The sequence below is a fragment of the Burkholderia sp. A2 genome (genome assembly GCF_001729305.1).
Lineage (GTDB): Bacteria > Pseudomonadota > Gammaproteobacteria > Burkholderiales > Burkholderiaceae > Burkholderia > Burkholderia sola.
In genome coordinates, this window is record NZ_LZXX01000068.1 from 34,601 (window position 1) to 47,776 (window position 13,176).

Sequence of the window (13,176 nt, forward strand, 5' to 3'; positions counted from 1 at the left end):
GACTTGATACCTTCTGTCGTGTCGGAGGTGTCGCCACGACAGTTTTTTGATAGCCATGTTTGGAATTTCCATCGATGAGTTTTATTGATCGAGAAAGCTATTCGAGTTCGTTTTCGTCCGGCATGAATGCAGATGATTTTATTTCGGCACGGAAGATAAATATTGTCGTCGCAGACTCCTATCCGATGATAGTGCAGGGCCTGCGTCACATTTTCTCGAGTGTGGAAAGTATGCAAATCGTCGCCGAGGCGCATACGTTGTCCGGCATGGCGTCGATGTTGGGCACTTTCGAATGTGATGTGTTGATTTGCGATTATGCATTTGGCGACGATCCGGAGCCGGACGGGATGCGAATGCTTGAAACCATCCGCAGAAACCATCCGAACGTGAAGATTATCCTGTTGGCCGAGTTGAGGGATGGACTGTCCGTCCAGCGCGTGATGAAAAAGGGCGTATCGGCATTCGTTGTGAAATCGAGTGACGATTCACTTTCCTTGCCGAAAATCGTCGATAAAGTCATGCGCGGGAAAAGGTATGTGGATTCGGACATTGCGGGAGATATGCTGTGCGATTCGGGTCGAGGTGGTGACAGGCAGGCGCGAACCAATTTATTGTCACCGCGCGAGCTTGATGTGGTACGGCTTCTGTCGAGCGGAATGGCAGTCGGGGAAATCGCGGAAAAGCTCAGTCGAAGTCGGAAAACGATCAGTACGCAAAAGGCAAACGCAATGAAGAAGTTCGGCGTGAAGACTAATGTCGATCTGGTAGACGCCGTGCGGGATATGCTTTGGCGAGGCTAGCTGATTTTTTTGACGCGGTTCGACCATTTTCTGACAATGGTTCTTTTCAATGAAAGGGCCGCCCGCGCCACCGTTGAATTACGTTTTCGAGCTCGACGTGATTGAAGATCGCAGGAAATTCCCGCTCTTATGCCCCGCTTTTGTAATGATAGCCGTATTACTTTCCTCATGCGGTGGCGATTCTGGGGTAGGGAGCATCGGGTGGAAGGAAAACCACGGCAACGAGATCGTCGTCAAGATGCGCCGATCGTCCGGCGGGACGCAGCGCTACGGCACCGTGATGGCACGGGACATGTACAACGATGTAGTTGACGGAACGCGATGGGCGACGGTGCCGGTTACTCGCGCGCTGGAAAATCGACGTCCTGAAAAGGCAGTCAACCTGAGCGTCGCGTCGGTCGACGCCTGCAGTTGGACATTTCAGGACGCTATCGACGATCTCATGGGGCAAGGCGTGACGGTTGTCGCTGCCGCCAGCAATGATGTCGTTAGCGAGATCGATGCATCGCCGGGTCGTCGGGATATGATTTCAGTGGCGAAAAGCGACCAGGCCGGTCGTCGCGTGCTCGGCGGCAATACGCATTCACGTGTGACGCTGAGCTCACCGGGGACGAACATCGGGACTCTCTCCCATACCGGTACGCGAGTACCAGCCGATGCGTCCCACGGCGATATGCATGGCACTAGTCTCGCGGCACCCCAGGTGTCGGGCGTGGTATCGCTGATGTTGACGACCAACCCTTGGTTGACCCCCCCTGAGGTCGCGAGCATTTTGAAGCGCACGGCACGTTTTGCGTCAATTGCGCCGGAGACACGATCGCGCAGGGTGATTTCGCCGAGAGGTGGCATACACGATGCAGCAGGCTGCTGTATCGACTGCTGCCGCCGAGCGGAATAGCCCGACCCGCTAATGAAAGGGCCGACTTTCATTTTAGAGGTGGCGCTCGCCACAATCCGATTTTTCGCGCCGGGTGGCCACACTATTCACGCTGTGCGGCCATCAACGTGCTGAGTCTGGCGGTCAACTGCTCGACTTGTGCGAAAAACGCCGCCAGTGCTGCCTCCTGGCCCGTCACGCCATCCTCTCGAAGTCGCTCGGATAATCGCTCGCCGGCATCAGCCAGGACATCCGAGCCGAATAATTTGCTGGCACCGGCGATGCGGTGGATATGCTCGGCCGCCGCCACTGCGTTGCCGCTTTGTATTGCGGCCTGAAGGAAGGCCATATCCTTCGCGGTCTCGGCCAGAAATCCCCGGATCAGCTTGGGCAAGTGCGTGCGTTCTTCAGGCGAGACGGGCGGGGAAAGCCAGCGCATGGCGTCCGTCTGTATCTGGCAAGGCGCCGTCGGCACCCAACGCGCGAGCTGCTCGCGCAGTACCGCCAGCGTGGTGGGTTTGACGAGCAGGCCGTCCATGCCGGCTTCGGCGCACCGAATCGCTTCGTCGGGCAATGCGTTGGCCGTCAACGCAAGAATGGGGATGCGCCGCGATCGGGGCTCCCGGGAGCGGATACGTCTCGCCAGGTCGTAACCATCCATGTCCGGCATCGCGCAATCGCTGAGCACCAGCGCGATACCGGAATCGTCCAGCGCGTGCAGTGCGTCCGTGCCGTTGGAGACCGCAATGGCGGTATAGCCGAGTCGAGCGAGTTGCGCCTCGATGACGAGCCGATTGATCGGATGGTCGTCCACGACGAGGATTCGAATACCCGACGACGGATATTCAACAGATGGAAGACGGGTATCGGTCCCTGCGAAGCGAGGTGCGGCAGTGGCATGAAGGCACAATGCTTCGACCGCGGCGCATGTCAACGGATTGTGGCTGAGCCGACACGTGCCGTCGGGCGAGATCTCGTAGCCCGTCGGGATGGGGTCGTCGGTCAGGCCGATAACGAGCCTGTCGTCCCGGATTTCGAAGAGCCGGCATTCGTCCACAAAGCGTATGTCTGCCCGCGACGTATCGCCGGTCACGACGACGCCGAGCGGCATCAGGACTTCACGCAGCGCGGCCGCGAGCGCTATGTCGGATAAGTCGATAGTGGCCTGCTTGCCTGCGACCGGCGTAGACCGAGCCACAAGATGGACGTTCAGGTCGAATTCGACGATGACGTGCGTACCGACACGCGGCGTGCTGTCAATGCGAATGGAGCCCTGCATCAGTTCGACCAGTCGTTTGCAGATGGCCAGCCCCAGACCGGTGCCGCCGAAGCGGCGCGAGATCGACGTGTCGGCCTGTGTGAAAGGCGCGAACAGACATTGCAGTTGCGCCGGGGTGATGCCGATGCCTGTGTCGTGTACCGTGAAGCGAACGCGCTGGCACGCATTGCGGTAGTCGATAATCTCGACGCGTACGCCGACCTCGCCGCTTTCCGTGAACTTGATTGCGTTGCTCATCAGGTTGAATAGAATCTGGCGAAGACGCAGGCCGTCTATCTCGAGTTCAGCGGCGAGTCGGTGGCTGACGAAATTGCGCACGACGAGGCCCTTGTCGTGGGCGAGCGTGGCGGCTACCGCACTGACGCCGTCCAGGAGCGCGCGCAGGTCGGTCGGTTCGTTCACGATTTCCAACTGTCCTGCATCGATCTTCGAGAAGTCCAGAACGTCGTCGAGAATCTGCATCAACGTCATCGCGGATTCCCCGATCATGTGAAGCATGCGCTGCTGCCTGATGCTCAACGACTCGTGTCGCAACAGCTCGAGCATCCCTATGATCCCGTTCATCGGTGTGCGTATCTCGTGGCTCATGGTGGCGAGAAATCTCGCTTTTGATGCCGCGGCCAATTCGGCCACTTCTTTCGCACGGGCCAGTTCCCTGGCTTGCGCCTTGATGTGAGTGACATCCGACCACACGCCACTCCAGAATATCGTCCCGTCATGCTCGGTTTGGGGTGTCGCTTCCGTGTGAATCCAGCGCTCGCATCCCTGGGAACGGCAGCGAAAATCGATGGAAACCCGCTGCATGGTCCGTGCGGAATGCCTGACAGCCGATTTGATGAGAGGTCGGTCATCGGGATGCACCCGTGAAAGCGCCGTCAGCGCATCGTCTTCCATCGTTTGCGCATCCAGATCCCACATGGCGCGGGTATTGCCTCCGACATAAGGAAAACGGAGCACGCCATCCGGAGTGCGACGCAATTCGAAGACGACTGCCGGAAGATGGGCGGTCACGCGCCTCAATCGTTGATCCAGCGCGCGTGCACGCTGTTCTGCATCACGAATCGTGGTGACATCCACCAACGTGACGAGCAGCCCGCCCGGCTTCCCACTCGGCAATTGAAAGGGATGCATCCAGTACAGCCAGGACCGCTGCTTCTGGTCGCGATCCATCAGATTGACCTCGGCGTGATGAGGTTGTTGCTGATCCTGAACTCGTTCGCTCATCGCGTGGATGCTCCGATTCCATTGGGGATCCAGCGGCGACGCGTCGAGCGTCGTTTTACCGATCAGCTCGTCGCGCTTCACCGAGAATGCAGTTTCATAAGCGTGATTGAGCGCGATATATCGGTTCGCGCTATCTTTCGCGACCAATGGGTATGGAAGGGATTCCATCAGCGCTTCGCGGAAGCTGAGCTGATCGGCCAGTTCACGCTCAACTGCCAATCGCCGGCGAACCTCGCGGCGCAGCCGGACGTATGCAGTGGTAATGGTTGCCAATACGATCGCGGTGCCGAGCAACACAAGCTCGAACGTTTTCCATGGCAGGCCTGCCGAATATCGAGGCCACAGCCATCGGCTTCGAATGCGTTGTTGTTCCCTCTTGGGGATAGCTGCAAGCGCACAGTTGATCAGGGGAATCAGTCGTTCGTAGCGGCGGTTGACTGCAATACTCAGCCGGCTGTCGAGATCGGCCGGCGACGCGATCTTGAGAATGCCAGGGAAATAGTTCCGGATGTTGAAATCGACGATCGCCGCGTTTCCGACATAGGCATCGGCACGTCCTTCTGCCACCGCGCTCATCGCTTGATGAGCGCTCGCGGCCATGACGATTTCCGCGTCGGGCATCTGTTGCCGTACCGTGGCGGGAAGCTCGCTGGGATCCGAGACCGCTATCCGGCGGCCGGCTAGATCGACGATTCCTTGCGGCGACACGTGAGGTCGAGTCACGACCACGTCCGGGAGCGTGATGAACGGGACGCTATAGAGCAAGACCCCGTCGCGGGCGACCGGCGTATTGACCGGTATGGCAGCATCCAGTTCACCCGACTGCGCGCGAGACAAGGTTTCCGCCCACGAATTCGTTTTCACGACAGCAAAGCGAATGCCTAGCGATGCCGATATATGGCCCAGATAGTCCGCAGCAATGCCGCTCGGGCGATCGTTTGCGTCAAGGTAGGCAATGGGCGCCCATTCCGGGTCCACGCCCAGTTTGATCGGGGGAAGCGAGGCCAGCCAGCTACGGTCTTCCGGCGTAAGCGTCAAGCGCTCGACCGTGCGATGAGTTTGTATCGGCACCGTCGGTTCCTTCGGCCAGGGCACCGCCGACCGAAGCGTCGATTCTCCGACATTTGCAACCGTTACGGACTCGATCGGGCACGTGCTCAGGACCGCGACGACGACAGCCACGCTCAACCGCAAGCTGACCCACAAGCTGTTCTTCAAAATTGACTTACCGTGCGATTGGATGGCGATGCTGCCGCCGATGCGGCACGCACATTTCAGTTGATGGGGGCGCGAATCGAATCGTTCCGGTGGGCATGACGCCTGAACCGGGGCCGTCTGCCACGTCCGACCGCCGTCGCGGCCGGGCAAGCGGCATCAGCCAATGAGTCCGAGATTGACGACATACTCGTACAGTTCGGCATCGCTTTTGAGGCCGAGCTTGCGCTTTGCCGATGTCTTGGCCCAGCTGACGGTCTTGATGGTCCGATGTAGTATCTGGCCGACTTCCGTCGGCGATTTGCCGCTGGCAAGAAGGCGCAGCACCTCCAACTCGCGGGGCGTCAAATTCGCGGCCCGCTGGCTTTCCATCTCGGTCAGTCCGAGTTTCGTCAATTCGCGCTGCAGTCTGGCACTGATGTAGATCGCGCCTCGCAGCGCAGTGCGAACGGCAGCGAACAGTTCACTTTTTTCCGCTCCCTTTTCCACGATGCCCAGTACGCCTTCGTTCAACATTGCACGCAACAAACCGGCATTCGCCATATTTGTGAGCACGATGACGGGTAAGGCGCCGTGATCCCGTCGAAGGGTCGACAGCATTGCGAGTCCATCGGCGCGTCCGGTGTTGGGCATCGAGAAATCCGTGATGACGATATCGCAGGCGACGTGGGCCAGGATTGACATCAACTCGCTCGAGTCGCGCGCCTCTCCCACGACCTCCATGCCATTCTGCTCAATCAGAAGACGGCAACCGAGCAACATGATGGGATGGTCGTCTGCGAGCACAACGCGCCAAGCCATTTCAGAATCTCCCAAATTAATTTCGGCAAATTTTAGCAAGTGATAGACCGCTTATGCTCATCAAAGAATAAAACCAGAATGCGCCTACGCGCTTGGATTGAAAATAAGCATTGGCTGATATGTAAAATGGACGCTTTGCCTTATAGTCTTATCGGGATTTATCGGGTTTGTATTTGCCTTCTACTAGTAAATTTTTTGGGCGATTTTTTGGTGAGTATGGCGGTAATTAGAATGCTAATCGTTACAGCTCTTTTTTGGGGTGTTTCGGTACCGGGCGACGTTGCAAATGGCATCGAGGATGAAGCCGAGTAGATTCGAGAAGTCGGATGCAAGGAGGAGGAATGAGAAGCGCTTGGGTGGACGGTAAGGCAGTGATTGTGGAGGTGGGTTCCAGTGATTACCGACATATCGAGTCGGCGGCGCGGAAGCTCGGGTATACAGTGCAGGAATTTCTGCTGCTGAGTGCGTCTCTGATTGCTTCTGTCGTGCATGGACAGGGGGCCGCCCAGGATTGAAGCGGTGCGGCGTAATCGGACGGGTCCGGTATCGTGCGGACCACACGGGAGTGGCGTCGCAGCATGGATTCCGCATCGGATGACATGGCACGTCTTCACGTTACGGACGGTGTCGGATATCCTGGCCAGCCCCTTTCGGAAATCACGAGCCACCCGCCAAGCCCGGTGACAGCACCAGGGATCATGACAGCACCAAGGCGAACACCATGCCGAGCTTGGGGGGCAAAGCCCCCAAGTCAGTTACAAAACTTCCGAAGATTGATCGCTGCGTTTATAGGAAAAAGAGGCTTCCTTGCCTTTCGATGTTGGAAGAGTGATCGCAACCACCGGAACTACAATTCCATATTCCTGATAGAAGGTTTTTTGATCGATTTTGGCATTGATTAGGGCCTGATTGTCGCCGGCTATGTAGAAAAACGAATGAATCGGAAGTTTTTTGCCATTGTTTTGCTTCCATGTAGCCACGCGCAACTCGTTTTGGATATCCCACCATGGCGAAAGCATCTTTTGCCTCGCCAGAATGCTTTGATAAAAATGATCTGCGGTGCCTGAGTGTCCTTTGGTGACATCCCAGCCGCATTGATCGCTGTATTTTATCTTTAGCGAATCAAAATGTTTTATCCATTTTTGAGCATCTGTGATTCCCTGCTCGATGCAGGGACGGCTCTCGGTAGGGTAATTGGCGGACGCGCCGCAACCATTCCCAGGGCGCTGGTCGGTGCCTCCATCCATTGAATAAGCACAGAGAACCATGATGCTGTCTTTGCCTTGAAGCGTGCTATATCCGGGGTATAGTATGAATCCATTCTTATAACCAAAAACAAGCTTTGAAAAATTACTGTCGGCTCTGATCCACGAGAAAGAGACGCCGCCACTCGCTTGTGAGGCCGGGCTTGGGTTCCATGGCCGGAATGCGGGACTTTCCACGGTGGCGCGCAACATTACTCCGCTACACAGGAAAGCTGGTCGATACTGGTCGCCGCAGCTTTTGGGAGTTTTGTAATACCAATCGTATAGCTGGCTGATCGCAATAGGTCCGACGTAGTCGATAACTTTTGCTTCTGCCTGGGTGGCGGTGTTTTGTGCGAATGCAGTTTGGCTGAGAAAAAAGATTGCTATTGAAGATAATAAAAGTTTGAATAAATGATTCATGGTGATGCTGTTGGTGGAAATTGGCTGGCGGCACCCTTGTTGCGATTTTTAATCGCCATATTTCTGTTCGATAAATTCCTCCATATCGTTCGGGTGTTTTAGGAGTTGTCGTGTCGACGCTCACCCTGCGGCGCTGACGGCAAACCACGGGGCGCGCGTTGCACAACGCTTGGAAAGAGAGATCGGCGTGCATGCCCGTGAGCATTGATCTTCCACGATGCCTCGGTTGCCAACCACCGAAACACCGACATTCGGTGCTCCAAGGATGCTATGCATCTAATCCGTCATTACGCGGCGCGGAGGGGGCAACGCCAACTGGATATATGTAACCGCCCGACCGGGACGATAAGCGTGTTCGTTTCGAAACGCTGCTAGATAATTCTGGAACTAGAGAAATTTCCGAAATTACAACAGCGCGCCGACTATGTATTGAGGCTGCTCTCCAGATGCCGGTATTCTGCTGCCAACGCAACCGATTTTAAAAATCTTGCGAATTGTTTTGATGGTTTTCGGTTTGTGTTGTAACTATTGGAATTGATTAGTATGCGACGTAAATTTGTTTCAGGCACGGTGTTGCACGTGGGGGCGCGCGAGCTGTATAAGGTTTCCGTCTTTCTCGCGACGGTCGCTGGCGGCGGGTGTGGTGTCCTGTTTTCTTCTGCCGCGTATGCGCATAATCCATACATTGGATATGAAACCCCGGTGGCCAGCAATTGTATAAATAGCGGCGTGCTATTTGAAAATTGCGCTAGATGGGATAATTCAAATTATAGGGGTGTGCGTGGGGCTCATTTTTCCCAGATGGCGGGCCGGTATTTTTCTTATCTTACCTCTGGAAATGGGGCCGACACATATTTGTGGTCGGGAGTATGGGCGGGAAGCAGATCGGCCGGGCTGTTTTATGGTGACGACCCGTTCAAGGCGAATCGGATAATCGTCGATGCCGAAGGCGCGACCATTGCCGGCAGCCGGCTTGTGTTGTCGTCCAGAGCGGGAATCAGCGTATCGGGTTCTAGAATCTCCAACGTCAAGAACGGCGCGCACGCCGGTGATGCAGTCAACGTCAACCAGCTTTCGAGGGTGGCAAACGTGCTTGGCGTGAATATCGACACCAACGGCCACGTAACGACGCCGACATATCGAGTGGGCAGCAAATCTTTCGACAACGTCGCGGATGCGATTGCGGCAGCCGTCGATAGCGGTACGGATCCGAATGCGGTCGTTTATGACGATTCCGCCAAGCGCTCGATCACGCTTGGCGTGAAGGGCACGACACTGAAGAACGTGGCGGCCGGCACGGTCAGTGCGACGAGTATGGAAGCGATAAACGGTTCGCAATTGCACCGTGCGTCACAGAGTGTCGCGACGGCACTGGGGGGCGGTTCGACGGTGGACGCGAGAGGTAACGTGATGGCGCCGAAGTATCGCGTCGGTGACAAAACCTACGGTAACGTCGGCGACGCGATCGCGGCAGCCGCGGACAGTGGCGGCGGTATCGATCCGAACGCGGTGGCGTACGACGATGCCGCGGGCAGCACGATAACGCTGCGTGGCGAGCATGGCACGACATTGAAGAACGTCGCGGCAGGCAGTGCGGATACCGATGCGGTCAATGTGGGGCAATTGACTGCTGCGACGCAGCCGATACGGGATGAGCTGGCTGACGTCAGCCTTGCGATGAAGGCCATCCAGATCAAGCCGCAAGGTGTAGACGCGATTGCGACGGGAACGAATGCCGTTGCGGTTGGCGCCGGTGCAAATGCGATAGCGAACGGCTCGATCGCTTTGGGTGCGGGTTCGCGCGTGACCGGAGTCAATTCGGTTGCGATCGGTATCAACTCGGTCGCACTGGAAGCAAACCAAGTGTCGGTGGGCGACGTGGGGCGCGAGCGCCGCATTTCGAACCTTGCGGCGGGTACGAAAGGTACCGACGCGGTCAACTTGAATCAGCTGACTGATGCGATCGGAAAGGTGTCGAGCCGTACCGACAAGCTCTCGTCCGATCTGGCATCGCGGCGCAGCTTGCTGGCTGCCAATCCCTCTGCCATCGACGAGCAACGTTTGTCGAATTTCGTGCTGATCGACGGCCAGGGCGCTGACGGTAGTCTGCCGAACGCGGCGAGTATCGCCGATGGCGATCCGGTGAGTACGACCTCGGCTGCAATCGGTGTCGGGTCAGTTGCGTCGGGCGCAGACACGATTGCCATTGGCATGCGTACCATCGCGAACTCGGACAACTCCGTGGCGATCGGCAATATGGCGCAAACCGGTGCCGAGCAGCCGTACTCGGTGGCGATCGGCTCGCATGTGACGACGAATGGTGCCAGCGCCCTTGCAATCGGTTCGCAGGCGAGGGCGAACGGCGAGAACGCGATCGCTATCGGCAATAACGATGTGCACGCGATCGGCGAAAGTTCGATTGCGATCGGCAATGGCGCCGAGGCCGTGGTGGGCGCGACGAATGGCATTGCGCTGGGCACGGGGGCGAGCGTTGCCCGGAACGTGACCGACGCGATGGCGCTCGGCGCGAAAGCCTTCGTGGAAAAAGGGGCGAACGGCGCTGTGGCACTGGGGGCGGGTTCCCAGGCGAGTCGAGCCAATACCGTTTCAGTGGGCAATGCCGGAAGCGAGCGCCAGATCGTGAACGTTGCGGCGGGTACGCAGGGTACCGACGCGGTGAACGTGGCGCAGTTGCACGGCGCGGCTACGAGTCTTGCGAACGCGATCGGCGGCGACACGACGGTCGATGGAAGCGGCCACGTGGCCATTCATTCGATTGAAGTGCACGGTCACCAGTACGGGACGGTATCGGAGGCGGTGCAGGCGGCTGCGGCGTATGGCGCCACGGATTCGCTGGCGCTGCGCTACGATCTCGACTCGCACGGCAATCCGAACTATGGCTCGGTGACGCTGGGCGGTCCGTCGGCAGCGCCGGTGATGCTGACCAACGTTGCCGACGGCAAGAGCCGATACGACGCGGTGAACTATGGCCAGTTGTCGTCGCTGCAAAGCGACTTCGAAAACCGAATGGGCGCGATGGACGATCGCGTCAGCAAGATCGAAACCGATGCCGGCGATCCGCGCGGTGATGGTCGGGTCATGACGATGGCCAATCTGCGCCGGGACGTTAGCGACGTCGGGGCCGGCTCAGGCTCCGTTATTGACAGCGATGCCGGCGACACCACGGCAATCGGCGCGAATTCGGCGCAGCAAGCGCTGGGCGCGACAGCGATCGGTGCCGGGGCGGATGCACGTGCAATCAATAGCACGGCGATCGGGCAATCTGCATCCGCTCACGGCGAGAACAGCACCGTGGTCGGACAGGGCGCGACCGCTTGGGGCACTAACAGCGTTGCAATTGGTGCAGGTTCCGTGGCTGACGCGGACAATGCCGTCTCGTTCGGCAACAGCGCCACGGGCATGACGCGTACGCTGACCAACGTGTCGGCCGGTGTCGCACCGACGGACGCCGTCAACGTCCAACAGCTCAACGAATCGATGGGCGGCTTGCGATCGCAGATCGAACACGATCGTGCGGATGCAAATGGAGGCACCGCGTCAGCCGTGGCCATTGCGTCGCTGCCGCAAGCGCCGGCGCCTGGGAAGAGCGTCGTCGCAGTGGGCGGCGGCACGTACGCCGGCCAGTCTGCTCTTGCGGTGGGTTTGTCCACCTACGCTGGGCGCTGGATCATCAAGGCTTCCGGTTCGACGAACACACGAGGAACTGTGGCGGGTGGTGTCGGCGCTGGTTTCGTGTGGTGAGCAACCGGAATGACGCTTTGAGCTGCGTTGCGGGTGGTGCTTAGGACCTACCTCATTGCCAGCGCTGGTCCTGTCGGCAGTACGCGGCAGGACCAGCAGACATCGAGCAACGAGATAGAGGCCACCGACGAGCCGCCGACGTTGGGCAAATATTCTCAGTGACGGCGGCGCCGAACGAGCGTCGGGACTTCAACGATCGATCGCCTGCGAGTACGGACGATATCCGCCGCAACCCCCACAAATTCCACCGCGCGGTTCATGACAGGCCGAGGGCGGTTCCCGTGCGCCGAAGCCGTCGCAAGCGAGAGTCGTGGAAACGCATCATTCACTCCCATAAGCAATGACGCCATCGGGCTGCCCATGTCGTCGGGAAAGTTAACGGCGCCATGGCACCTATTCGACACCGTCTCCGATTATTTGCCATTTCGACATATCCATGTCGCGGAGCGTCCATTCCATTGGCGCCCGGGCGAGATGATGGAGCTCATTCGCTCAATCATATTAAAAGCAAGAGTGCCGATGATGAAAATTCGGCATGTCTCATAAATTTTATCCATTTTAAGAAAAGTGGAAAATGAAACACAAATGGTTTTTTGTCTTGATGATAATAGTGTCTTTCCTCGCTGGAATATCACTCGCCCATGCATACTCGGGCGAAGATGGCTCGGTCGCGCTCGTCGGAGTCGCTGGCAACAAGGTCGCGCAACAGCTCACGGACAATTACAATAATCTGGCTCCAGATTGCGGTAGTGCTACAAACCCGGCGTTTCGCTGTTCCGGAGTAATGCTTCGCGGGACCATGCATTCGTCTCAGTACCACTCATGGAACCCGAGTCCTGCTTCCGTTTCGAGTGGAGGCGTCTCATTCTCCTATCTGAGAAAAGATTCGAAGTTCAGCAAGCTGGCTTACGGGTACGGTAACGGATTAATTTTCGTTCCTTATAGGTATAATATAAAGCCGAATGTCGTCGAGCCTGAGGTTCTGTGCTCATTCCCAATCGACGCCAACACTGAAAATCGAGTGGGCAACGGATGCGGTGCGGATAACTCATTTCCGACTGATAGCGGTCCATGTCAGGCACGAGGCATTTCAACTGCTTCGGAATGGTTTTCACACTATCGCAGCACAAGTGGCAATAAGCACGCCCACCAATGTGGCTTTGACGTACATCATGGCGCCCCAGCGACCGCCGCTATTTTCAAAACCAGCATTGAGGCAATGGCATTGATTGGCGAAGAATCCATGCACGAGCAAAATGAGCTGCGTTTAGCTACATGGGAGCAAGATATCCCTGAGAAGCTGCCAATCATGGCATTTTTCTATCTTGCAGGTCACGCAAATGGACTTAAGGGGGCCCAAGGCGACCAAGTGGATTACCAGCAAGCCTCAAAGCGCATCGTACCCATCATCCGGATAACACTTCCGTCATCGCGGTCAGACGAGGCTACGTTCGTCTATGACAAAAATGATCAGATGGTTGTGCCTCCGCAAATTGCGAATCCGCGGGTTGATCCGATTCTGCTGGTTCCACCGATCCCTCCCGCGTGATA

General features: G+C 57.4%; 7 protein-coding genes. 4 read left to right on the top strand and 3 right to left on the bottom strand.

The features are described from left to right. The first annotated feature begins 74 nt into the window (after nucleotides 1–74). Together A9Z05_RS05545 and A9Z05_RS34145 are read left to right on the top strand one after the other, a co-directional pair. Nucleotides 75–800, top strand: a complete 726-nt coding sequence (locus A9Z05_RS05545) for a response regulator transcription factor (protein ID WP_069617223.1) — start codon at nucleotides 75–77, stop codon at nucleotides 798–800. Between the two features lie 49 nt (nucleotides 801–849). Continuing rightward, a complete protein-coding gene (locus A9Z05_RS34145; RefSeq protein ID WP_084044128.1) occupies nucleotides 850–1,698 on the top strand; it encodes a S8 family serine peptidase in 849 nt (282 codons plus the stop codon). Nucleotides 1,699–1,780: 82 nt separating this feature from the next. On the opposite strand, the gene A9Z05_RS05550 is transcribed toward A9Z05_RS34145, so the two are convergent. From A9Z05_RS05550 to A9Z05_RS35935, 3 genes are all read right to left on the bottom strand, one after another. Beyond that, the gene (locus tag A9Z05_RS05550; protein ID WP_256121858.1) at nucleotides 1,781–5,398 is read right to left on the bottom strand and encodes an ATP-binding protein; all 3,618 of its coding nucleotides are present in this window, start codon (nucleotides 5,396–5,398) and stop codon (nucleotides 1,781–1,783) included. 156 nt (nucleotides 5,399–5,554) lie between these two features. Beyond that, nucleotides 5,555–6,196: a response regulator transcription factor gene (locus A9Z05_RS05555; protein ID WP_050014196.1), complete on the bottom strand. Its 642-nt coding sequence runs from the start codon at nucleotides 6,194–6,196 to the stop codon at nucleotides 5,555–5,557. A 755-nt stretch (nucleotides 6,197–6,951) separates the two neighbouring features. Continuing rightward, nucleotides 6,952–7,863 (bottom strand): N-acyl homoserine lactonase, encoded by a 912-nt coding sequence (locus A9Z05_RS35935; RefSeq protein WP_141723366.1) that lies wholly within the window; start codon nucleotides 7,861–7,863, stop codon nucleotides 6,952–6,954. Between the two features lie 543 nt (nucleotides 7,864–8,406). On the opposite strand from A9Z05_RS35935, the gene A9Z05_RS05560 reads away from it, so the two are divergent. Together A9Z05_RS05560 and A9Z05_RS34150 are read left to right on the top strand one after the other, a co-directional pair. Beyond that, nucleotides 8,407–11,625, top strand: coding sequence for a YadA family autotransporter adhesin (locus A9Z05_RS05560; RefSeq protein WP_084044129.1), 3,219 nt, complete (start codon nucleotides 8,407–8,409; stop codon nucleotides 11,623–11,625). A 574-nt stretch (nucleotides 11,626–12,199) separates the two neighbouring features. Beyond that, nucleotides 12,200–13,174 (top strand): N-acyl homoserine lactonase, encoded by a 975-nt coding sequence (locus A9Z05_RS34150; protein WP_084044130.1) that lies wholly within the window; start codon nucleotides 12,200–12,202, stop codon nucleotides 13,172–13,174. Nucleotides 13,175–13,176 lie beyond the last annotated feature (2 nt).